General features: G+C 35.9%; 17 protein-coding genes. 1 reads left to right on the top strand and 16 read right to left on the bottom strand.

Annotated elements, in window-relative coordinates:
- Positions 1–10 precede the first annotated feature (10 nt).
- From Q73A0000_RS01130 to Q73A0000_RS01100, 7 genes are all read right to left on the bottom strand, one after another.
- Positions 11–1123, bottom strand: coding sequence for a sensor protein KdpD (locus Q73A0000_RS01130; protein ID WP_193812258.1), 1113 nt, complete (start codon positions 1121–1123; stop codon positions 11–13).
- Positions 1124–1324: 201 nt separating this feature from the next.
- Positions 1325–2407, bottom strand: a complete 1083-nt coding sequence (locus tag Q73A0000_RS01125) for a porin (protein WP_193812257.1) — start codon at positions 2405–2407, stop codon at positions 1325–1327.
- Positions 2408–2898: 491 nt separating this feature from the next.
- A complete protein-coding gene (gene kdpC, locus Q73A0000_RS01120; protein WP_193812256.1) occupies positions 2899–3456 on the bottom strand; it encodes a potassium-transporting ATPase subunit KdpC in 558 nt (185 codons plus the stop codon).
- A 24-nt stretch (positions 3457–3480) separates the two neighbouring features.
- Complete coding sequence (kdpB, locus tag Q73A0000_RS01115; RefSeq protein ID WP_193812255.1) at positions 3481–5523, bottom strand: potassium-transporting ATPase subunit KdpB; 2043 nt, start codon at positions 5521–5523, stop codon at positions 3481–3483.
- A 16-nt stretch (positions 5524–5539) separates the two neighbouring features.
- Positions 5540–7234: a potassium-transporting ATPase subunit KdpA gene (kdpA, locus tag Q73A0000_RS01110; RefSeq protein WP_193812254.1), complete on the bottom strand. Its 1695-nt coding sequence runs from the start codon at positions 7232–7234 to the stop codon at positions 5540–5542.
- An 11-nt stretch (positions 7235–7245) separates the two neighbouring features.
- Positions 7246–7323, bottom strand: coding sequence for a K(+)-transporting ATPase subunit F (gene kdpF / locus Q73A0000_RS17160; RefSeq protein ID WP_193813624.1), 78 nt, complete (start codon positions 7321–7323; stop codon positions 7246–7248).
- A gap of 675 nt (positions 7324–7998) precedes the next feature.
- Complete coding sequence (locus tag Q73A0000_RS01100; RefSeq protein WP_193812253.1) at positions 7999–9312, bottom strand: sigma-54-dependent transcriptional regulator; 1314 nt, start codon at positions 9310–9312, stop codon at positions 7999–8001.
- Between the two features lie 144 nt (positions 9313–9456).
- Between Q73A0000_RS01100 and Q73A0000_RS01095 the strand changes: the two genes are divergently transcribed.
- Positions 9457–11580, top strand: coding sequence for a Tex family protein (locus Q73A0000_RS01095; RefSeq protein ID WP_193812252.1), 2124 nt, complete (start codon positions 9457–9459; stop codon positions 11578–11580).
- A 600-nt stretch (positions 11581–12180) separates the two neighbouring features.
- On the opposite strand, the gene Q73A0000_RS01090 is transcribed toward Q73A0000_RS01095, so the two are convergent.
- The 9 genes from Q73A0000_RS01090 to Q73A0000_RS01050 all read right to left on the bottom strand — a co-directional run bounded on the left by Q73A0000_RS01090 (position 12181) and on the right by Q73A0000_RS01050 (position 25184).
- Complete coding sequence (locus Q73A0000_RS01090) at positions 12181–15369, bottom strand: efflux RND transporter permease subunit (protein WP_193812251.1); 3189 nt, start codon at positions 15367–15369, stop codon at positions 12181–12183.
- Positions 15370–15373: 4 nt separating this feature from the next.
- Positions 15374–16435: an efflux RND transporter periplasmic adaptor subunit gene (locus tag Q73A0000_RS01085; RefSeq protein ID WP_193812250.1), complete on the bottom strand. Its 1062-nt coding sequence runs from the start codon at positions 16433–16435 to the stop codon at positions 15374–15376.
- A 141-nt stretch (positions 16436–16576) separates the two neighbouring features.
- Complete coding sequence (locus Q73A0000_RS01080; RefSeq protein WP_193812249.1) at positions 16577–17923, bottom strand: TolC family protein; 1347 nt, start codon at positions 17921–17923, stop codon at positions 16577–16579.
- A 91-nt stretch (positions 17924–18014) separates the two neighbouring features.
- Positions 18015–18617 carry a TetR/AcrR family transcriptional regulator gene (locus Q73A0000_RS01075; protein WP_193812248.1) on the bottom strand — a complete coding sequence of 201 codons (603 nt, stop codon included), beginning with the start codon at positions 18615–18617 and terminating at the stop codon, positions 18015–18017.
- A gap of 248 nt (positions 18618–18865) precedes the next feature.
- Positions 18866–19573, bottom strand: coding sequence for a glycerophosphodiester phosphodiesterase family protein (locus Q73A0000_RS01070; protein WP_193812247.1), 708 nt, complete (start codon positions 19571–19573; stop codon positions 18866–18868).
- A 477-nt stretch (positions 19574–20050) separates the two neighbouring features.
- Complete coding sequence (locus tag Q73A0000_RS01065) at positions 20051–20764, bottom strand: 3-ketoacyl-ACP reductase (protein WP_193812246.1); 714 nt, start codon at positions 20762–20764, stop codon at positions 20051–20053.
- Positions 20765–20869: 105 nt separating this feature from the next.
- Positions 20870–22153 carry an alginate export family protein gene (locus tag Q73A0000_RS01060; protein ID WP_193812245.1) on the bottom strand — a complete coding sequence of 428 codons (1284 nt, stop codon included), beginning with the start codon at positions 22151–22153 and terminating at the stop codon, positions 20870–20872.
- A 715-nt stretch (positions 22154–22868) separates the two neighbouring features.
- Positions 22869–24299 carry a leucyl aminopeptidase family protein gene (locus Q73A0000_RS01055; RefSeq protein ID WP_193812244.1) on the bottom strand — a complete coding sequence of 477 codons (1431 nt, stop codon included), beginning with the start codon at positions 24297–24299 and terminating at the stop codon, positions 22869–22871.
- 54 nt (positions 24300–24353) lie between these two features.
- Positions 24354–25184: a hypothetical protein gene (locus tag Q73A0000_RS01050; RefSeq protein WP_193812243.1), complete on the bottom strand. Its 831-nt coding sequence runs from the start codon at positions 25182–25184 to the stop codon at positions 24354–24356.
- Between the last annotated feature and the right edge of the window lie 218 nt (positions 25185–25402).

Genomic DNA, 25402 nt, shown 5'->3' with positions numbered 1-25402 from the left:
TCTATCAAATTTAAGACAGAATGATGATATCTACTTTCTTGCTCATCATTTTGTTGACAAAGTTATGAAACCAACTGAGCCGGAAAAGTTCCTGAATAAAATTAAGTTGTGGTTTCCCAATACAAACCGTCGTAATCTGATTTTCCTGAACATATTCAGATATCGTTTCCGCAATATTATGTCCTTTTTTTTGCACGACTTTGGCGCCCATTTCCTGAGCAAAATTCAAATTATTAATCAGAAACCTTTGTTTATCCAAAGCAATTTTATCAGGATTTTCTTTCGGAATCTGCACATAAAGTACGGTCCAACGGCTGTTATAATAACTTGCTAATCTTGCGGTTTTCCGAATGACGGATTTTGCTGTTTTTTCATTGCTGCTAATACACGCGAGAAATTTCTCTGGACGAACATTTAAAGGTTTTGTTACTTCAGTCTCCACCTTTTTTTCGACGTGAGTCGCTACTTCTTTCAAGGCAAGTTCCCGCAATTGTAAGATATGGTCACTTTTAAAAAAATTTTGCAATGAAATTTCAATTTTATCTGCGGGGTAAATTTTGCCCTCTTTCAACCGCGCAATTAATTCGTCGCCAGTTAAATCGATGTTGACTACTTCATCAGCAAGCGCCAGGATTTTATCAGGAACCCTTTCTGTAACTTCAATTCCGATGATATTCTTTACACTTTCATTCAGACTTTCGATGTGCTGAATATTAACCGCACTGATTACATTAATTCCAGCCTCCAAAATTTGCAAAACATCTTGCCATCTCTTTTTGTTTGCGCTGCCTTCCACATTCGTATGGGCCAATTCATCGACAATCACAATATCCGGATGATCATTAATAATCGCCTGCAAATCCATTTCCTCTAAATATTTTCCTTTATAGAAAATTGATTTACGGGGAATGGCCGGAATTCCTTCTACCAAAGCAATCGTTTCGGCGCGAAGATGTGGCTCAATGTATCCAATTTTAATATCAACGTCATGTTTCAGCAAAGAATGTGCTTCCTGCAACATACGATACGTTTTCCCAACACCGGCGCTCATTCCGATATAAATCTTGAATTTGCCACGTTTGGAACGTTGAATCAGTTCGAGGAAATGTTCTGCTGAAGACATGGTTTTAAAATTTAATTTATAATTAGCGGACAGAAAAGATAAACTTTACTTCCTATATTTTAACCACAAAGTCACAAAAGATGACAGTAATAAATGTCCAAAACAGAAGTTCACAAAAATGAAAAATCTTTTTCCTTATTATAGTTTTACTTTTATTCAATTTGATCTTTGTGACTTTGTAGTTTGAATTTTTTTACAATGTCAAAACCAGGCTGACAAACTTGTGGTAATAAAGAAATTAGTGTTTTCAGGACTATTATCTTTCATAAAAATGGCATCTTTTGCAGAAAATCCGCGAGCTTCCGTTCTCCACAAAATGTTCTTATAAATTTCATGATCTATATTTAAAGAATAGCCAAAAGTTTGAAATCCATTTCGCGTCGTAGTTCCGATGATAACTCCATTTCTATCATTAAAGTATTCTACTCTACCACCAATTTTTGTGCGATCCGTAATCGCATATCGCAGCAGTAAATTTGGGGAATACCATGAATTATATTTTTCACTTCCTTTTGCACTTTGTTCTGCGCCAATATCAAAACCTACAATTCCAGACCACTTCGTTCCGAGATTAAAATTAGCATATAAATCGTGAAAGTAGCGCATTCTTTTATCGATTGTTGGTTTGTCATTTCCGATAAATGAGCTGCTGTTTAAACTTAAATCATCAGAGAACTTATAAGTTAATTGGTGTCCGAAAGCCAAAGTTTGATTTCCTTCCGGACGAGCGATTCTTTGCCAGCCATTCAAAACCAATCCGCTTAAATAAAACTTACCATTGTCTGAAGTATAAGAAATCTTCGCACCTGTTTCAAAATAAGGAGAATTTTCGGCAGCAATACTTCGGGTTAAAGTTAAATTATCTCTGCCAATAGCACTTTCCCAACCGATGTGAGACGGCATAATTCCAGCATCAATCCAAATATTTTTCTTTTTTGAAATTTTAAAACCGATGTTTGCTTCACTGATGTTTTTCAATAAATCCTGTTCTGCCGACATATTATCTTGTGGATACGTTCCAGCCATTAAAGCCAAGTTAGCCCGCATATTCTCTGTGGAATAATTTGCTTTTACCAAACCTAAATTCAAATTAAACTCGTTATGACGGTTATAAGTATAAAGAAAAGGTTGGCGAATATGATTTTCAGGCTGACTGAAATCGTAAGCATAAAAAATTTCTGCGTAACCTGAAAAAGTAAGTTTTGGAACTTCATTTTCTGTTTGTTCTTGAGCATTTGAAATTCCAAAAGCCAATAAAGATGCTGATAAAATTATTTTTTTCATTGTTGGAAAAGGGTATATAAATTAATACAGTACATGACAAAAAAAGTAAATTGATAATTTGCATTAAGTCAAACAATTATTTTTAACCACAAAGTCACAAAAGAGCATTTTAAAAAGTCATAAATAAAAGTTCACAAAAATGAAAATCTATAGATTTTCAAAGATTTTGTGTTCTTTTTAGAAGTTAGATTTTTATGCTATTTATCTTTGTGACTTTGTGGTTTTAAATTTTGATATTCAATTCATTTTTGACATCTACCAGAATAAAATTGTTTTTAATTTTTTTAAAGAGTTTCATTTTGAAACCATCATTTTGTCCAAATTTCTCTAACCACAAAAGACAAAAAAGTTATGTTCTGGAAAGGGGATCAAAAGTCAGCAAAAGGGGAATCAATAACAATTATAGGATTTTACATTCTTATGAAAAACCTCCTTCACCCATTTCTGTTTTGCCACTTTTGCGGTTTAAAGAATTTGAATTTATAGTGTCATTATTTTAGATTTTCCAAAGCTGCATTTAGTTTCAGAACATTTACTTTTTGAGGTGCAAAAAACACGATATTCTCGTCTGCAGAATTTTTAGCAATGAGTTCTTTTAGGCTTTCCACTGAAATATTTCTGGCTTTTGCAACTCGATCAATTTGATATTCTGCCGCTTTCACTGAGATATTAGGATCTAATCCGCTTCCACTAGCAGTAATTAAATCCACCGGAACTTTCATCTCTTTCATTGTGGGATTCTGCATTTTTAAATTGTCGATTCTTTTTTGAACAATCTGTAAATATTCAGGATTATTCGGACCTTTATTGCTACCACCGCTTCCTGCAGCATTATAATCTACTGCCGACGGACGGCCTTGAAAATATTGCGGAAGTGTAAATTGCTGTCCGATATTAGCGTATTGTCTTTTTCCATTTAAAGTGATTTGTTCGCCTACTCCTTTATTCGGCAAAACTTTCCCAAATCCAAAAACGATGACGGTATAAGTTCCGATTAAAACGACCATTCCTAAAGTCAAAACAATAGTAGGTCTAAAATATTTTTTCATTTTTTTTAATTAAAATTTTAATAATTACATAAAGAGCGTAACGACCATATCGATCAATTTTATACCGATAAATGGTACGATAATTCCGCCAAGTCCATAGATCAAGAGGTTTCTTCGCAACAAAGCACTTGCACCAATCGGTTTGTATTCTACGCCTTTCAGCGCCAACGGAATTAAGAACGGAATAATGATCGCATTGAAGATTACCGCAGATAAAATGGCACTTTCAGGACTGTGCAAATTCATTATATTTAAAGCTTGAAGTGCAGGAATAAAAGTGATAAACAAGGCAGGAATAATGGCAAAATATTTAGCAACATCATTGGCAATTGAAAATGTAGTTAAAGTTCCGCGCGTCATTAAAAGTTGCTTTCCGATTTCTACAATCTCGATGAGTTTGGTAGGATCATTATCGAGATCTACCATGTTTCCCGCTTCTTTTGCGGCTTGAGTTCCACTGTTCATCGCCACACCAACATCTGCTTGCGCTAAAGCCGGTGCATCATTGGTTCCGTCACCCATCATGGCGACTAACTTCCCGCTTTCCTGCTCGCGTTTGATGTAGTTCATTTTATCTTCCGGTTTGGCTTCGGCGATGAAATCATCAACTCCGGCTTTTTCAGCGATAAACTTGGCCGTTAAAGGATTATCTCCAGTTACCATTACGGTTTTTACACCCATTTTTCTTAAACGCTGGAAACGTTCGTTCATTCCGGTTTTAATGATATCCTGAAGTTCGATTACTCCAATTACTTTATCATTTTCTAAAACTACTAAAGGAGTTCCGCCGTTATTTGAAATTTTTTCTACCGCTTCTTTGGTTTCAGTAGGAAAAGTATTTCCGGCTTTTTCCGTCATCTGTTTAATAGAATCATACGCCCCTTTTCTAATTTTAGTATCGGCGAAATCAATTCCAGAACTTCTCGTTTCGGCAGTAAATTCTATAAAAGTTGGATTCTCTACAATTAGATTTTCCTGTTGTAAACCAGCCAGTTCTAAAATAGATTTTCCTTCCGGCGTTTCATCAGCCAAAGAACTTAAGGCAGCAGCTTTTATAAATCTCTCGGTCTCAACTCCATTAGAAGGATAAAATTGCGTTGCTTTTCTATTTCCAATCGTAATTGTTCCGGTTTTATCTAAAAGCAAAACATCGATATCTCCCGCAGTTTCTACGGCTTTACCAGATTTTGTAATCACGTTTGCACGCAACGCTCTGTCCATTCCCGCAATTCCAATCGCAGAAAGCAATCCGCCAATAGTTGTTGGAATCAGACACACGAAAAGTGAAATAAAAGCAGCAATCGTAATTGGTGTTTGCGAATAATCTGCAAAGGGTTTTAAGGTTACGGTTACGATGATAAACACTAGAGTAAATCCTGCCAATAAAATGGTTAAAGCGATTTCATTCGGAGTTTTCTGACGCGACGCTCCTTCCACCAAAGCAATCATTTTATCTAAAAAACTTTCACCCGGTTTTGTGGTTACTTTCACTTTAATTCTGTCAGAAAGAACTTTTGTCCCACCAGTTACAGAAGATTTATCTCCACCAGCTTCACGGATCACCGGAGCACTTTCACCTGTAATCGCACTTTCATCGATGGTGGCTAAACCTTCAATAATTTCACCATCCATCGGGATTTGATCGCCTGCAACACAAAGGAAAATATCTCCCAACTGCATCTCTGCGGACATTTTATGAAGAGTTTCTACTTCGAAGCCGCGTTTGTTTTCTACAATTAATTTGGCTGGAGTTTCTTCACGGGTTTTTCTTAAAGTATCAGCTTGCGCTTTTCCACGTGCTTCTGCGATTGCTTCTGCAAAGTTTGCAAATAAGACGGTAAAAAAAAGCGTAATAAAGATGGTGAAATTATAGCCAAAACTTCCTTGAGTATTATCTCCCAATAAAGTTGATATTGACACAATGAACATCACCACCGTCCCAACTTCCACCAAGAACATGATGGGATTTTTGATCATCCCGCGCGGATCCAATTTTATAAAAGACTGTTTCAGCGCTTCGGTAACTAAATCCTTTTGAAAAAGACTTTGTGTATTTTTTGTTTTCATTTTTTAATCGTCAAAATTATTTGGTGATGGAGGTAAGATATTCTGCAATCGGTCCTAATGTTAAGGCCGGGAAAAAGGCTAAAGCAGCGATGAGTAAAATAACTCCCAAAGTCATCAAACCAAAAGTTGGAGTATCGGTTTTTAAAGTTCCGGCACTTTCAGGGATATATTTTTTCTGGGCCAAAAGTCCTGCAATTGCTACCGGACCGATGATTGGTAGAAATCTCGCAAGAATTAAAACGATTCCAGTTGCAATATTCCACCAAGGCGTGTTATCGCCCAAACCTTCGAAGCCTGATCCATTATTCGCTGATGCTGAAGTAAATTCATATAACATTTCACTAAATCCATGGAAAGTTGGATTATTCAAAGTAGCAGTTCCCAACTCCGGTTGATAAGCCGTTAAAGCAGTTCCCGTTAAAATCAGAAACGGATGCAGTAAGGCAATCATCATCGCAATTTTCATCTCTTTAGCTTCGATTTTTTTGCCTAAAAACTCTGGTGTTCGTCCAACCATTAAACCACTGATAAAAACGGCGAGAATAATGAATACGAGATAATTTAGAATTCCAACACCTACTCCACCATAGAAACTGTTAATCATCATCGCCAAGAGCATATTCATACCAGAAAGCGGCATATAACTGTCGTGCATAGAATTTATAGATCCGGTGGAAATAACGGTGGTTGCAATACTCCAATAAGCGGAAGCCGAGGAACCAATTCTAATTTCTTTTCCTTCCATATTGCCAAGAGAAATATCAGCTCCCATTTCTTGAAGTGCAGGATTTCCAGCATTTTCAAAGGCGACATTCATTGCCATTAATGATAAGAATCCAATCGACATTACGGCAAAAATCGTCCAACTTAATTTTCTCCTTTTAATAAAATATCCGAAAGCAAAGACGAGTGCAAATGGAATCAACATTTGAGAAACCATCTCGGTAAAATTGGTGATATAATTAGGATTTTCTAACGGATGAGCACCATTCGCTCCGAAAAATCCACCACCGTTCGTTCCTAAATGTTTGATGGGAACAAAAGCTGCAACTGGTCCGGTAGAAACTTCCATCGTTTTTCCTTCCAAATTAGTTACCTTATCTTTTCCATTAAAGGTCATCGGGGTTCCATTAATTAAAAGGATACAACCTACAATTAGCGAAAGAGGAATTAAAAGACGGGTAATTGACTTTACGAAAAAATCGAAAAAGTTTCCTAAGACATCTGTTGTTTTTTCTTTAAATGCTACGAAAACATGCGCTACTGCAGCCATTCCTGTTGCGGCAGTTGTAAATTGAAGAAACATTAAAAACAATTGTCCGAGATAACTTACGCCCGATTCTCCAGAATAATGCTGCAAATTACAGTTCACCAAAAAGGAAATCGTCGTATTAAAAGCGAGATCAGAGCTTTGACTTGGATTGTGATCAGGATTGAGTGGTAACCAACTTTGGTTCATAAAAATAAACATTCCCATTAGAAACCACAGAAAATTGATTGCCAATAAAGCCATCATATTCTGCTTCCACGTCCAACCGACCGTTGGATTGATTCCGCATAAACGGTAAAGGAATTTTTCAATTGGATCAAAAATAAAATCCAAAAAAGTTTTCTCTTGACCATATACTTTTGCAATATATTTCCCGAGCGGAATTGCCAAAAGTAACGTTACTATAAACATGAGAACAAGCCCCAATAATTCAATATTCATTTTGTGTTATTTTAAAATTTTTCGGGTTTGAGTAAAACATAGCAGATGTAGCCAAATGCTGCGAGAGAAAGGATAAATAGCGTCCACATTGTTTTAAATTTTATCAAAAAAGTTAATAGATTTTGCCAGCAGGAAGAACATTGCAATCCCCGTGATCATTAAGGTTATTGTCATCATAATTTTAAATTGTTAAAGATTTAAAACCTTAAGGCCAAAAACAATTCCCCAATATATTAACTTATTGATTTACATAGTATTAATCACAATTTCAAACTTTTCAAAACGAAAAAAGCCTATCATTATGATAGGCTGAATTCTCAAATTGAGAATGTATTTGGTGTGAAATGTTTGGAATTTTTTGAAGGAAAAGATCTAAATATCTTATCTGTCGTGATATAAACATTGTAAATTAATTAAAAGCGAGAAAGCAAGAAAAATGCGAAATACGCTTTGAAAAAAATTTAAAAATTAATGTAATTTATTCAAAAGCAAATCTTCGAAATCGCACAAGCAAACACGAGAAAAATTGAATAATTTTGAATTGAAGCACAAATGAGATAGCGTTCCTCTGGAACGCATTTTCTTGATGTTAAATTGATAAGATTCCGCCGGAATCTTTAAGATAATTAAATTAAGAATTGAACAGATAATGTTCCGAAGGAACATTATCTCTGTAGCAAAAGTAAATCATTTAATTAACACGTTCCGGAGGAACGATATCTAATTCAAATTTGCGAAAAATATTTTAGGAAATTTAAAAGAATTTATTTCATCTGGTATTCCTCCAGCTTGCGGTATAAAGTAGCAATTCCGATATCGAGAAGTCGGGCGGCTTCAGCTTTATTACCTTTGGTATAATGAAGAACTTTTAGAATGTGATCTTTTTCTACGGACGCCATTGCAAAAGAATTTCCAGAGTTTGAATGCGGCAAACTCTCGGCAGAAAGCAGATTATTTTCCATTAAAATAAGACTGCGTTCTAATGTATTCTTGAGTTCACGGATATTTCCTTTCCACGGATTATTTTCTAATTTTTGATAAAAGTCATCAGAAATATTAATAGATTTCAAGTTCATTTTTGTTGAAAATTTATCGATATAAAAGTTCGTCAGTTCCCGAACATCCTCTTTTCTTTCACGCAACGGTGGGAGATGAATTTCAAAAACATTTAAACGGAAATACAAATCTTCCCGAAAATTTCCAAGTCGGCTCTCTTCTTTTAAATCACGATTCGTAGCGGCAATCAAACGAAAATTCGAATTGGATATTTTCGTATCTCCCATTTTGATAAATTCACCGCTTTCTAAAACACGCAACATTTTCGATTGTAATTCAAGTGGCATTTCTCCGATTTCGTCTAAAAATAAAGTCCCATCCTGCGCTTCTTCAATCAAACCTTTTTTATCAGAAATTGCTCCGGTAAATGAACCTTTTTTATGTCCAAACAATTCGCTTTCCAACACCTCTTTTCCGAAAGCCGAACAGTTGATGGCCATGAAATTTCCATTTTTCCTTGAACTTTCATGATGAATGGCATTGGCAAAAACTTCTTTTCCAGTTCCTGTTTCTCCTGTTAAAAGAACCGCTGTATCTGTGTTTGAAACTTTTTGTGCTAACTTTTTGGCGTAGAGAAAACTGGTCGATTTTCCAATCATATTTGTAAAATCTGTTTTTGAAGCAGTTTTTTCTTGCTGAACATCTTTAAGATTTTCCTTTACTTTTTCTAATGCCTGGGAAACGAGCGGGATAATTCTCTCGTTGTCATCCCCTTTCACAATATAATCGTAAGCACCATTTCGCATCGCTTGAACGCCATCGGGAATATTGCCGTATGCAGTCATCAAAATAATTTCGATGTGTGGATATTTGGTTTTAATTTCTCGTACCAAATCAACACCGAAAGAATCGGGAAGCCGAACATCACACAAAACCAAATCAATCGGATATTTCGTCAACATGGTGAGTCCGGAACGTGCCGAAGATGCCTGAAAAACTTCATAGCCTTCATTGGAAATAATCATTCCTAATAGCTTTAGGAGTTTTAATTCATCGTCGATAATCAGGATTTTTGCGTTCAAGTTTGGTGTTTTTTATCGTTGATACAAAAGTAGGCAAAGATTGAAGAGAAAATCATCTTGATTTTTGTAATAATTTTAAATTGAAAATAACGAGGCTACTTTTACAGCTAAAGTTCTTATTTTAGCGCTTCCAAAAAATGCTGTATGACTCCAACCGATTTCATTAAAAAATCCCTTAACATCTCTGATAAAAACATCAATGCCACTTTAAAACTTCTGGCGGATGATTGTACGATTCCTTTCATTTCCCGCTATCGAAAAGATGCAACCGGAAATCTGGATGAAGTTCAGATTGAGCAGATTTCAAAATTGAATAAACAGTTTGAGGAAATTGTGAAACGCAAAGAAAGTATTGTGAAATCAATTGAAGAACAGAATGCTTTAACACCGGAATTCAAACAGAAAATTGAAGAAAGTTTCGATTTGCAGGAACTCGAAGATTTGTATTTGCCTTTCAAAAAAAAGCGGAAAACAAAAGCCGATTCTGCAAAAGAGAAAGGTTTAGAACCTTTGGCAAGAATAATTATGAGTCAGAACGCAACTCATCTGGAAAGTTTAGCCTCTAAATATTTAAATGATCAGGTTTCTACTGAAGAGGAAGCGCTGCAAGGTGCGCGAGACATTATGGCGGAATGGATCAATGAAAACATGTACGTTCGGAAAAATTTGCGTCGATTGTTTCAAAGAAAAGCGGTCATTACCTCCAAAGTCATTAAGGCAAAAAAAGACGAAGAAGCGGCCCAGAAATTTTCGCAATATTTTGACTGGGAAGAAAGTCTGAACAGAATTCCATCGCACCGATTATTGGCAATGTTGCGCGCAGAAACCGAAGGCTTTGTAAAAACCAATATTGGGATTGATAAAGAAGAAGCGTTGGAATTTATTGAAAACGCCATCATTAAATCAAATAATGAATGTGCAGATCAGATTACTTTGGCCATCAAAGATTCTTATAAACGATTGCTGGAACCGGCGATTTCTAATGAAACTTTACAGGAAGCCAAAGAAAAAGCAGACCAGAAAGCCATCGAAATATTCTCTGAAAACCTAAGACAACTTCTACTCGCTCCACCTTTGGGAGAGAAAAGAATTCTGGCGATTGACCCCGGATTTAAAAGTGGTTGTAAAATCGTTTGCCTTGATGAAAAAGGCGATTTATTGCACAACGAAACTATTTATCCACATGCCCCGCAGAATGAGACAGGAATGGCGATGAAGAAAATTAGATCGATGGTGAATGCTTATAATATTGAAGCAATTTCGATTGGAAACGGAACAGCCAGTCGAGAAACAGAATTCTTTATTAAAAAAATTGGCTTTGAAAACCCGCCTCAAGTTTTTGTGGTTTCAGAAGCTGGAGCTTCGGTCTATTCAGCGAGTAAAATTGCGCGTGATGAATTTCCGAGTTATGACGTGACGGTTCGAGGTGCGATTTCTATTGGAAGAAGACTTTCTGATCCGTTGGCAGAATTGGTGAAAATTGATGCAAAGTCAATTGGAGTCGGACAATATCAACATGATGTTGATCAAACGCAACTTAAAAACGAATTGGATTCTACGGTAATGAAATGTGTGAATTCGGTCGGGATTAATTTAAATACCGCAAGTAAATCTTTGTTAAGTTATGTTTCCGGAATCGGCGAAAAGATGGCAGAAAACATCGTGAATTATAGAACTGAAAATGGCGCTTTTGAAGATCGTAAACAATTAAAGAAAGTTCCGAGATTGGGCGAAAAGGCTTTCCAACAGGCGGCAGCTTTTATCAGAATTTCTAATGGTAAAAATCCTTTGGATAATTCAGCAGTTCATCCGGAAGCTTATTCGATTGTGGAAAAAATGGCGAAAGATTTGGGAATTAAAACGAATGACCTCATCGCGAATAAAGAAAAAATTCAAACCATTAATCCTGAAAACTATATCACGGAAACGATTGGTATTTTGGGAATTAAAGATATTCTGAAAGAATTGGAGAAACCTGGTTTAGATCCGAGAAAAGCGGCGAAAGTTTTTGAGTTTGATCCAACGGTAAAATCCATTAAAAATTTAAGAACAGGAATGATTCTGCCTGGAATTGTGAATAATATTACGGCTTTCGGGTGTTTCGTAGATGTCGGAATTAAAGAAAGCGGACTGGTTCATATTTCCCAACTGAAAGAAGGTTTTGTGTCGGATGTGAATGAAGTGGTAAAACTGCACCAGCATGTTCAGGTGAAAGTTACTGAAATTGATGAGGCGAGGAAGAGGATTCAGTTGAGTATGATTTTGTAATATGTTCTCGCAAAGACGCTAATGTTTTCACGCAAAGAACGCAAAGTTTTGAACATAATAACTGGCTAAAATTACGTACGCAAACCTGCCTGCCGGCAGGGGCGCTTCGCTAAGCAAAGGGACTGTTTTTAAATATTCAGAAACATAGAGAGAATTCAGGTGATTATGATTTTGTAAGTTATTCATCTAGACTAACAACGAGCCACAAGTTTTCACGCAAAGTCGCAAAGGATTTTCACTTAATGACTAACAATCAATTTTATACAAAGTTATTGTATGGACTGATTAATGTAATTCTCTCGTCGGTGAAGGTATATTGATTTTTCTGTGGGAAGAAGAAATGCCTGACGTTATAGCCTCGATGGAATCGGCATCCTTTTGCAAAACGAAGTGGCGCAAAAGATATAGCGGACAGCGGGACGGGTCTTGTTAGAAGCGATCGTTTTGATGCTTCTTATTGGAAACTTTATGCTTCTACTTCTTTTAAAAATCGATTGATTATTTTTTCTTCCTCTGATTTGACAATGAATAAATTTAACCCAATAAAAAAAGCCGTTTCAATAACTGAAACGGCTTTCATAACCAAACTAACTAATATAACTATAGCTGATGTTTCGGAGTAAATCCGTCATCACTTAATTCTTTGTGTTCGTAATCGGCTTTCATTTCGCCTTCGTAATCTATTTTCTCGTCTTTACCCATTCTTCTCAACATAGAATCAAAAAGTGAATATACAACGGGAACGATAATTAACGTCAGAAATAATGATGATGTTAAACCACCGATTACTACCCAAGCTAAACCGTTGTTCATTTCGGCTCCTGCTCCTTCTGCCAAAGCAATTGGAAGCATCCCGAAAATCATCGCAATCGTCGTCATCAAAATTGGACGAAGTCTTGCGTGATTGGCCTGGATTAAAGCATCATGAGTGTTAGCACCCGCTGCTTTCCGCATATTGGCAAAATCGACAATCATAATCGCATTCTTCGCCACCAAACCAATCAACATAATCATCCCCAACATCGTAAAGATATTAATGGAATTGTTGGTTAGCGCCAGAATGACCATTACTCCAATCAGTGCCAAAGGAATCGAGAATAATACCACAAATGGATAAACGAAACTGTCATACAGCGAAACCATTACCAAATAAACCAATACAATAGCCGCTAATAATGCGATTCCTAAAGTACCAAAACCTTCAGTCTGGTTTTCCATATCACCACTCCAAATATAATTAACACCGGCTGGTTTTGTTTTTTCGTTGTCCATGAACATTGCAGCCCATTCGTTAGCAACATCTCCGGCAGGACGACCTACTACTTTTGAAAGTACTTTTACAGAAGGTGATTTGTCTCTACGCTGAAGCAAACTTGGTCCTGAGCTCATATCTACATTAGCAAACTGGCTCAACCTGATTTGTTCGCCATTTGAATTGGTAAACATTAAGTTTCTTACATCATCAATCGACTTTCTGCTGTTGTCTGCAAAACGGATATTGATATCATATTCATATTCTCCGGCTCGGTATTTACCATCGGTATTACCATTGAACGCTGTTTGCATTGCCTGGCCAACACTTGAAAGATTAAGACCTAAAGCCGCCATTTTATCACGATCGATATTCACACGAACTTCTGGACTTCCTGTATCGGTCGATAATTCTGCATCTACAGATCCTGGAACTTTTTTCAATAACTCTAAGATTCTGTTAGCTTCTTTGTTTGCCGTTTCGTTATCCGCAGCCGTTACAACCATTTCGATTGGTGCATTATCTGCTCCCATTAATCCGATTGGCGCGGTTTTAAATTCAACACCAGTGAATTTTTCTTCAAGATCTCTCTTAAATTTTGCCGCCAAGATGTCGGTACTTTCAGCACGTTTGGATTTGTCAACTAAGTTGACCTGAACTTCGGCTTGATAAACAGTTGCCTGAGAAGCGCCAAAACCTGAAGATTGCTGACCAACAGTGGTAATTAAATCTACCACATCTTTATTACTTCTTAAATATTTTTCAACATTTAAAGTAACCTGATTGGTTTTTTCAATGGTAGCATCTTTTGGTAATTCTATCTGTACCAAGAATTGTCCACGATCCATCTTTGGAAAAAATTCTCCACCAATAAATCCGAATTTAACCAGCATAAATGAAGACATTAAAATAACGAAGGTTACGACGATGGTCATTATTCTTCTTAAGCCAGTTTTCAAACACCACTCTAAAATCCCTGTAATAAAATGCGTGAATTTATCCAATTGTCCTTCAAACCAAAGAATGAATTTTTCAAAAGGATTTTTACCCGTAAGATGTACAACCTTTCCAAATCTTGAAGACAACCATGGAATAATAGTAAAGGATGCTAATAAGGAGAACAAAGTCGCCATAACGACTGTTACACAGAATTGCGCCAGAATATCAGATACCAAACCAGAACTCATTGCAATAGGTAAAAACACTACCACAATAACCAAAGTGATCGCGGTTACTGTAAATCCAATTTCTGAGGCACCATCATAGGCTGCACGAATTCTGCTCTTGCCCATTTCCATGTGACGATATACGTTTTCTAAGACGACAATCGCGTCATCCACCAGAATACCTACTACCAATGAAAGTCCTAGTAAACTCATTAAGTTTAAGGTATAACCCATTAAATACATTCCGATGAAAGTTGCAATCAATGATAACGGAATCGAAACCATGACGATGAAGGCGTTTCTGATATTATGAAGGAAAAGCAACATTACGATGGCCACCAGGATTACCGCAAGCACCAAATCAACGATAACATGGTCTGCTGCTGCTAAGGTAAAGTCTGTACTGTCATCAACAATTTTCACGTTAATTCCCTGAATTGCATAATTTTTCATGACCTCAGCGATTGTTTTCTGAATATTTTCAGAAACGGCAACGGCATTGGCATCAGACTGTTTCTTAACCTGCATCAAAATCGTAGGATTCTGATTAAATCTTGCAATTTTATCTACATCCTGTGTGGTATCAAAAACGGTAGCAATATCTGAAAGTCTGATTTGAGCTCCATTTCTACTGGCAATAATAAGATTGCTCATTTCTTCAATCGATTTGTATTTTCCAGATAATCGAATGGTCGATTTTGAGGTTCTCGATTTTAAACTTCCTGTTGGGAAATCTAAGTTAGAAGAAAGGATGGCTTGCTGTACTTCTCCGATCGAAATATTATATCCCTGCAATTTTTTATCATCAATATTTACCTGGATCTCACGCTCTTGTCCACCTACAAGGTCAACCTGGGCAACACCGCTCACACGGGAGAAAATAGGTTCTATTTTTTTATCTAAAAGGTCATAAAGTTCTTTGTTATTCAACTTATCACTGGAGACACTCATCGTCATGATCGGTAAATCATCCAAAGAGAATTTATTTAAAGACGGTGCATCAATATCAGCGGGAAGTTGTGATAAGATCGCATTCACCTTACGTTGCGCATCATTTAGGGCATAATTAACATCAGCACCTGTATTTAGCTGAACCATAATTACGGAAAGACTTTCGTAAGAAGATGATTCTACTTTTTTTACATTTTCTAAAGATCCTACGGCATCTTCAATTTTTCTGGTAACCGACGTTTCTACCTCACTCGGAGACGCTCCCGGATATACCGTAGAAATCGTTACCATATTGGTTTCAAACTTTGGGATAAGCTCGTACCCCATCATAGAGTAGCTGAGTAAACCACCTAAAGTAAGTATCGTAAACAAAACGATAACTAACGATGGTCTTTTAATTGATATTTCTGCTAATTTCATTTTTCTACTTTACGATATTTATTTTTGATCCGTTCTCCAGGTTGATCTGTCCGCTGGTGATAACCTGCTCTCCTCCATTTAATCCACTAATGATCTGTACTTTATTACCGTACACTTTTCCTGTTTCCACGCTGATCATTTTCGCCGTTCCATTTTGAACGATGAATAACTGTCCTGAACTCACGCCATTGACAAAAGCTTCTGCGGGAACCGTTAACATATTTTGATTTTCAGCACCGTAATTGGTCTTAAATAAAGCAGTCCCGTACATTCCAGCTTTTAAACTTCCGTTGTTTGCAACTTCAATTTCTACCGGGAAGTTTAGAGACGCATCACTTTTCGGCGCGATGAATGTAATTTTTCCAGCGAAAGATTCGCCAGGTAAAACGTTAACCGTAATTGGAACAACCTGCCCCATTTTAATTCTTCCGATCTGGCTTTCGTCCACCAAAACAGATAATTTTAAACTGTTGATATTGACGATTTCAAATAAAGCAGTTCCTGGTGCTACGACCATTCCCGGTTCTACCATTTTTTTATTAATGATTCCGCTGATTCCGGCTCTTACACTAGTATCATTGACTCTAACACCTTGTGCACGAACTGCAGACTGCATATTCTTCAATTGTAATCTGGAATTATCTAACTGTTGTTTGGTAACTCCTCCCGTTTTATAAGCATTCTCATACCGTTGATTATCGATAATAGCATTTTGCAAATTGTTTTGTGCCTGGCTTACATCAACTTCAATTGCATCTCTTTTGATGGTTGCTAAAACCTGACCTGCTCCTACTTTGGAACCTTCTCTCACCAATACATTCACGATACGTCCGGAGATTTCAGAAGACTGATTGGTTTCCTGTTTCGGGATAAAAGTTCCGTTTGCAGCATAATCGGTATTGATATTTTCTCTACTTGCCGTCACGACATTCACATTGATCTTATCAACCTGTCTTGCTACTTCGGCAACTTCTTTCTTTTGATTTGCTTTATTACTGGCAATTTTGTACGCTCCTAAACCGATGAGTACGACTGCGACGATAATATATATTATAGTTTTTTTCATAAGAAGATATTTATTTTTTTAAGGACTTATGCAATCGCTATATTTTAGTGGTATTTGCGTTACCAATCTTGGCGATTTCATTTGGAATAATTATTTTTTTAATGTCAAAAGGAATCTTTTAACAAGAATTTTATGTTCAGTTTATTTTATATACGTTTTAAGTTCTCCTTTTGATTTATAATATTGTATTTCTGCAATTTTATAATCCAAAATGGCATTGGTATAATTGTTTTTAGCTTCGACCAAAGCATTTTCAGCTTCCAGTAAATCGGTAAGGGTTGCTAAACCGTATTGGTAATTGCTTTTGGTATTGGAGAGCACCGATTCGGCAAGACCTACGTTTGCTTTTTGACTGTCTAACGCCAAAAGGCTATTTTCAATTTGGGATTTCGCATTTTGATACGATAAATCTAAACCGAGTTTGGTATCTTTAATATCAATCTCTACTTTATCCAGTTCTATTTGAGCCATTGCCACTCTGGATTTCGTCGCAAAACCATTAAAAATTGGAATATTCACTCCTAAAGTAATGGCAGAATAATCTGACCAAAAGACGCCGCTTTTTTGACCATGTGTTAAAGGGAATTTATCTCCTAATGCCTGATAACTGTAATTCGCATTTAAATTAACGGTCGGGTAATAATCTGCTTCAACTGCTTTTTTATTGAATTGCAATAATTCTTTTTGTTTGGAAAGCACCTGGATTTCAGCTCTGTTATCGGTAGCTACTACGTCATCCAATAAATGAGGAGTGATTTCCATATCAGCTTTCACCAGTTGTATACTCGTTTCAATAGGCATTCCCATGTAAAACTTCAACGCATTTTCTGCCTGGTTGATGCCATTTTGCTGTTGCGTCATAATGGTGCTGATGTTGGTAAGATTTACATTTGTCCGATCTAAATCTATTTTTTTAGCCAAACCATTATCAAATAAACTTTTAATTACATTTCTCGCTTTTTCAGTACTTGTATAGCTGCTTTCTAAAGTTTCTCTTTTCTGCTGAATGGTAAACACTTCAAAGTAAGCATTTGAAACTCTTTCTATAATTTGCTCCTCCGTCAACTGGGCATTAAGCTGGTAAAATTCTTTGGTTGATTTTGCCGCTTTCAATCCGATAAATACTTTCTGATTAAAGACGGCCTGAGACAATTGTAAACCCGCTCCGGCATTCCATTTCTGTCCGAAAGAAATCAACTGAATATTACTTGGTCCACCACTAAAGGCACCCACGTCTAAGGCAGATTTTTGTAAAAGCGGATTATAGGTAAGATTGGCAACCCCCGAAATTTGAGGCAACGCATTAGATTTCGCTTCCATTATTTGGTAATCGGCATTCCGAACATCCAGTTTTGATTTTAGCGCTTCTGCTTTATTTTGAAGCGCGTACTCTATGGCTTGTTTTAAAGTAACCGTCTGTTGCGCTTTCAATCCGGTGATCGAAACTGCAAAGAGGGCAACGAAAGCCATTTTTCTCCAATTGGTCATTTTATATTTTTGTTATTTATTACTGTTTGTTATCGAGTTCATTGCTTTAAAATGAAATTATTATGAATTCATCCTATTACACGATCTGACTCTATTTTTGTTGAAGATTTTTAAGTACTTCTTTTCCCTTTTCGTTCGTGATGGCATTGATATAAAGCATCAATGCTTCCTGCATAAAATATTCCCGTTCGATCACTTCTGTATCAAAAAACGGGGAACTGTCATAAGACATCACGAGTTGGAAAAAAATCTTCGCATAAATTTCCGGATTGAAATCTTCGCGGTAAAGACCTTGCTGTCTTCCTTTTTCGATATTATGAACCAATACTTCTGCGAATTTTGCAGAGAAATTCAACATATGCTTATGGAAAATCGCGGGATAGTATTTTAGGAGTTGACGAATCAGGATATTATTATTAGAGTGAGAAACCTTATCGATTTCTTCGTCTCTACAAATCATTCTTTCAACGGCGTTTTCAACATTATCATCCAGGTACTGAAGCCGGTCAATCACTTCGTCCAGTTTATGCTTCAGAACTTCTTCCAGTAATTCCTCTTTATTTTTATATTTCTGATAAAGGGTTTTCTTCGAAATTCCAAACTCTTTTGCAATCTCATCCATCGTTACGGTTTTCGCACCGTTTTCGATGAAAAGTTCTGCTGCTTTGCTTAAAAAAATTGTTTTTTCCTCCATAATTCGAGCGCAAAGATACAAAAGAAAACTAAAAAACAAAAATAGTTTCCTAGTTTTCCGATCTAATACATTCGATAGATAAAATTAATAATGATGTCCTTAAGCTTATTAAAGCTCAAAAATTGAAAAATAATTTTCAGAGTTTTTACGGTATTTCGCTGAGAACGAATACAGTTTCAGGTTTATCACGATAAAATAGAATGATTATTTTTGGAGGAGTGAATAATTTGGAGAACACACCAATATTATCAGCTGATTTTTAATAGAAGATGCGGAATATCGGTGGTGACGAAATCAATTCCTTGCTTTTTTAGCAGTTTAAATATTTCAACATCATTTACTGTCCATGAATTGGTAATTAATCCTAAAGTTTTGGCTTGCGAAATCCAGGTAGGATTTGTCATAAAAATAGAATAATGATAATCTAAACCGTCAAGTCCTTTTTCTTTTATTTCTAAAGGAGAAAGATCTCCGTTCAGATAATGAACTTTGAAAGCAGGTTCTTCTTTTTTAATCCGCTCGCAAATATTTAAACTGAAGGAAATAAATTCAGTTTGGGATTCCACTTGCAGTTCTTTAACCAATTGAATCGCTTTCTGAACCAACTCATTTTCCTTGGTTTTCGAATTGATCGGTTTCAGTTCAATCATCAGTTTTAATGAAGGATTCTTTTTCCCTTTTTTTAAGTAATCCTTTAAAGTTGGAAGATTCTCGCCGCTTTTTAATTTCAGTTTTTCTAAATCTTCAAAATTGGTTTCCGAAATTTCCAGATCGCTATAATGTTCATCATGATAGACAATCAGCACGCCGTCTTTTGACATTCGAACATCGAACTCTGCACCATAAATATTTAAATTCTGAGCGTTTTCTAAACTTTTAAGGGAATTTTCTATGGTTGGAGGATCTGTTTTCCAAAACCCGCGATGCGCGATAATTTGAGTTTGTGCTTGCATCATGAATTTATTTATATTTTTTTTAACCGCAAAAGAGGCAAAAGACTAATACAAAAATAAAGATTTTCAAAAGAAGGCAAAATGTAAAACGCTTATTTTATGGTGATTTTGAAGACTGTTATTCACTTTAATTAAAATAAAACTTTTGCATCTTTTTCGGTTTAAATCGTGCGAATTTGGATATTTAAACCATTACTTAGATCCTGTGGAAATTTAACGAAAAAAAATTCAACCACAAAAGTCACATAAGTTTAAGAAAAAAAATACTTTTAAAAGTTCACATCTGTTTCGAAAATCAAATATTTTCAACTTTATATTACCTATTTTAAGGTGACCACTAATTTTTATGTGACTTATTTAGTTTTATTAAACTTTAGGTAGGCTTTTGAAACAGGTTTTTATAAAAAAAACAAAAGCAGGAAAAACCCGCTTTTGTTGTAAAGTAATGAAACTCTTTATTAATAAATTAAAGAATCCAGATTACGGATTCGTTGAAAAAATAGAACCATTAGCAATTAACGCTCTTCTGTTCATTTTCAAAATATCTCTTACCCATTCTGCGAAATCCTCCGGTTGAAGTACTGTTTCTGGATTTCCGTCTGTTAAACCTCCTTGAATCGACATGTCAGAAGCAATTGTACTTGGCGTTAAAGTAATGACGCGGATATTTTGTTTTCTCCATTCTGCCATCATCGATTGTGATAACGAAACAACTGCCGCTTTCGAAGCCGCATAAGCCGACATATTCGGTCCACCTTTCAAACCTGCTGTTGAAGCAACGTTTACGATATCTCCTGCTCCTTTTTCTTTCAAAAATGGATAGACTGCTTTTGCTGCATAATACACTCCGAAAAGATTCGTCTTGATTACTTGTTCCCAAGTTTCAGACGGCATTTCTTCAATACTTCCAAAGTCACCGATTCCAGCATTATTGATGAGAATATCTACTCCACCTAAATCCTTTGCTAAATCTGCTATTCCTTTTTGTACTGAAGTTTCTTCATCCATACTGAAAGCTGCAGAAAAAGCCTGAACTCCTAAACCTTTCAATTCTTCAACGGTCGTTTTTAGATTTTCTTCATTTCTTCCGGTAATACCGACATTGACTCCTTCTTTGGCTAAAATTAAAGCGACAGCTTTTCCAAGACCTCTACCTCCACCAGTAACGATGGCGTTTTTTCCTTTTAAATTCATTTCAATTATATTTTATCATGCAAATTTAAGGATTACAATATGGTTTAACAGATGATGTACATTAAATTTCCGTCACAAATTGTTGTATTAGAAGAAAGCAAATTTTTATTTTACTTTAAACTGAGACTTAAAAGTAAGACCTACCCAAGACCAGCTTTGCATCGAGGCGGGATCTGCTACCTTTTTAAGATAGTTCATACTTTCGGTCGCGAACATCTGCGAATGTCCAACCTGCATGGTGAAAACTTTTGCTACTTTATACGTAAAGACCAAATCGGCTTCTGTCCCTAAATAGGAAGAGTATTCTTTATTTTTAACATTATCAAAACCTAATTTTGCATTAGTGGCAAAACCATGAAGATTAATGCCAAGAGCTGCTTTCGGATTAAATTTGAAATTAGATTTCAGGTAAAAGTCTTTCAAACCTACACTGTTGAAATGATTTCCGACAAAGAAATAATCCATAAAACCATTGAATTTGTGATTGGTACCATATAAAGGACTGAACGAATTATTCTTAGAATTTTCAGTATTATAATCTGTACCCGACAACCATTCGGTTCCCAATACGATATTGATATTTTTAGTTGGAATAAAATCGACGTTCGCAGAAAACTGATACGCATTTTTACTTTGTGCTAAAGTATTTTTACCGGTTTGCCAATAGGCGGATCCAAAAAAGCCAAATTTTCCGGTATATTTTTTCGCATTCATACCGACGGTTAATAGATCGAAGTGCGTTCCGGAAAGACTTTGAACGACATTATTCATTCCGATAAAGGAAAGACTTGATTGAGGCCAGAGATATTCATAATGAAGAATCTGCATCGATTTTGTTCTTTCTCCGCTGTCTAGAATACTGTAAAACTCGCGATCCGGTAAGTCATTACTATCGTTGTTATCGTTATTGTACGTAACTACTGCTTCCAGTTTCGACTGCGGACTTAGACGAAAAATGCCTTTAGCCGCGTCAAAACTACGTCCCTGCATCTGCCAGTCTAAAGCACCAAGAAGCCGCTCGTCATCATAAGAAAGAATCTGTCGCCCAATCTTCAGCGCTGTATTTTTAGTGAAACTATATTTTGCCCAAGCCTCGTTTACATTGAAACTTCCGCTGCGTTGGTTGGTAGAAGAAACTTCGCCCCAAACTCTGGCGTCCTGCAAAGACATAAAAAGTTCCAGATCCTGCCAGTAGTAATCTACTCCCAGTTGGGCTCTTGAGAACACCGTGGTTTCCGGTTTCTGATGGTTTGGAATTAATGTTTTTTGGCCATTATCGAGTTCGGCGCGCGTACGGAAATCGACATTTATTTTTAGACTGTCTACCTGAGCTTTTGCAGAGAAGGTAAACAGAGAGAGGGCACAACAGGCAAGAATATGTTTTTTCATAGGGTTTATTTTATATAATGAGCATTTGCTTAATAGGACAAAAAGATCTTATTTGATTCAGCGAATTTAATTATAAACCCGTCAATTATATATTGGTTCACCGATAAAGATTAAATTCCTGAAAAATATCATCTGTACTACTATAAAAATTCACAGAGCTCATTTATAAAATGGGACCTCACTAAAATGAAAAAGTGCGGATAAGGAGTCCGCACTTTAAGTTATCAAGTAAAAAGAATCAGCGATGAACCTGACCACGATTTTGTCAAATTCCATTGTGGTTTATGAAAAAATCTGAGAACTGTTTAAATCAACAAAAAAAAAATCAACCACAAAAGGTTCAAAAGTTTCTATGCTTATTACAGTGAAAATTATGCTTCTGAAAAGTACACAAGAGTTCTTAGCTTAGCTTTAATTTCGGTTTCTAAATGAAGAGTTTTAAGTAAAAACTTAAAATATTTTCATGGTCTCTTTAAATATTAAGAGCCTTTATAAATTCAAAAAAAAAAAAAAATTTAACCACAAAAGGCACAAAAGTTTTTATGTTTTCTACAGTGAAAATTATGCTTCTGAAAAGATCACAAGAGTTTTTAGCTTCGCTTTAACTTTCGGTGGAAATCTAAAGTTCCTTCAAAGACCAATTCTTATGTTCTTTATTAAAATCTATACAGACTCTAAACTGATACAGCGTAATCTATAACCGTTTCAATAAATATTACTGACATTTAGTTTTAATAAACTGATATAATAATCTTACAGCAACACCAGTTCCACCACTTTGTCGGTATCCTTTTGCGTCATTTACAAATGAGGCTCCGGCGATATCCAAATGGATCCATGGGTAATCTGTGAAATGTTCCAGGAATTTTCCGGCAGTTGTTGCACCACCAATTGGTCCACCGATATTTTTTAAATCTGCAATATCAGATTTTAGTAAATCTTCGAATTCTGTCCAGAATGGTAATTGGATCAATCTTTCATAAGTCTCTTCTCCAGACACTTTTAATAAATCCATCGCACTTTGCGCATTTCCTGCCATTGCAATTCCGAATGATCCTGTGATTGCTACAGAAGCACCTGTCAATGTTGCCATATCAACCACTAATTCAGGGTTAAAACGTTTTGCATAAGTCAGCGCATCAGCCAAAACTAATCGACCTTCGGCATCGGTATTTTGAACTTCGACCGTGGTACCATCCATCATGGTAATGATATCATCGACCACCAAAGCGTCAGACGAGATTTTATTGTCCGTGGCAGAAACCAAACCGATAATATGATACGGTAATTTATTGGCTGCGGCTGCGGAAATAATTCCTAAAACTGCGGCTCCTCCTGCCATATCCGATTTCATAGAAGTCATATTCCCTCCTACTTTTATTGAATAACCACCGGTATCAAAAGTAACTCCTTTTCCAACCAAAACTAAAGGTTTCTCATTAATCGCATTTTCTGGTTTATAATGAAAAACGTTAAAAGTTGGAGGTACAGAAGATCCTCTATTTACAGCAAGAATTCCGCCCATTCTTAATTCTTCGATTTCCGATTTTCCTAATATTTCAGTTTTAAAACCGAATTTTTTTCCTGCTTCTACGGCGTATTCTGCGAATTTCAGCGCATCCATAAATTGAGGGGGTTCATTAACCATGGTTTTGGTTAGTGATACTGCTTCTGCAAGTTTTTTTAATTCAGTCAAAGACTTTTCATCGATGAAGTTTGGAGAACAGGAAATTTTAATCTGACGTTCTGATTTCTCTTTTTTATATTTAGAAAAACTGTAACTGCTCAAAAGCAAACCTTCAATAAAAGCGATTCTCTGAAGTTCAGTCAAATCCTTTACGTCATTAATATTAACCTCTTTGCTATTCTCATTTTTCAACGCCTGAAAAACTGAAGCACCCGCCAGTCTTAAACTTTCAAGATCTGTTTTTGGAAGCGTAACTAAGAATTTTTGAATATCTCCATTGGTGATGATTACTTTGTTTTTCTTTTTTTCAAAAGCCTCTTTAATTGATTCACCAACCGATTTTGAATTTTGGCTCAATACCTCATCAGTGGAATTGATGAGCAATTCTAATTGATTACCATTCTTATTATCGTTTTGAGAGTTTGATATTAACTCTGCGTTTAAATAATTATCTATCATTTTTACTTCTTTATTTTAAATTTTATTGAATACTATATCCTTATTATGAAAAAATTATGGTTTTAACAATTGCGAAATCTGCTCAACAACTGCCGTCGGACGTGCACCTTGTCGTAAAGAATCAGACGCCACTTTAAAAGCTAAAATCTCAAGCCCTAATTCTTTTCCTTTCTGTTCAATCATTTTCATAAGATCGCTCATTTCAATTTGATAACCTAATGTCATGAAGGTTGAATGCATGTTTTCAGCGATTTCAGTATCTGTTTCTCCGAATGCTTTTCCGGCGATTACAGGAAAAAGAAATTGTTCCTCTACAAATTCTTCATCAGCAACAGGAAATGATGCTAAAAACTCGGGATAATTAAATCTTGTTTTTGCGCTTGCCAAAATATACTCGGGCACCAAATCTATTTCTTCATCTGATAAATGACTTAAGGCGTCGTTTTCTTCATCCTCCTCGTCTTCATCATAAAGATCCTCGTCTTCATCTTCTATTTCAAAATCTTCGTTGAAGTCGTCCAATTCATCTTCGTCTTCATCATCAAAAGTATCATCATCTTCGTCAAAATCATTATCTTCCACAAGATTCTTATTTGAGGTTGATTGAATTTTCTTCATCTCTTGTTGAACCAGTTTATAAAATTCATCAAAACGGAATTCATATTTTTCATCGAGTTCTTTTAACTCTTGTTCAACCTCAGCCAAAAGCTCAGCATCTTCTTCAAAGATTTCCTCTTCGGTTGCGATGTCACGAAGCCAAATTTTATCACGTTGCAGCATACTAAAAACCCTAAAAATAACTTTTTCCGCTTCTTTACGGTCTTCATCTTCTATGAGAATATCAAAAGCAGAAAGGTTTTCAAGGTAAAAATTTTTATCGATCATAGTTAGCGGTTTTTTTATTTAAATTGATGAGAGATTACATTTGAAAGTACTGAGAGATGTTCTTCATGACTGTTCAAAACTCCCTCGTTAAGGCGCCGAAATTTACGATTTTTTTTAAGGTTAATCGAAATCATTTACCTTATAAGTTAAAAATTGGAATTTTTAAGGTTGCTTTATTTAGCACTAATAATGAAAAGTAAATCTATCTGCACTTTTCT

Origin of the sequence: Kaistella flava (ex Peng et al. 2021) (assembly GCF_015191005.1) — a bacterium.
GTDB classification, from domain to species: domain Bacteria; phylum Bacteroidota; class Bacteroidia; order Flavobacteriales; family Weeksellaceae; genus Kaistella; species Kaistella flava.
This window is presented reverse-complemented; position numbering and strand designations above follow the sequence as displayed.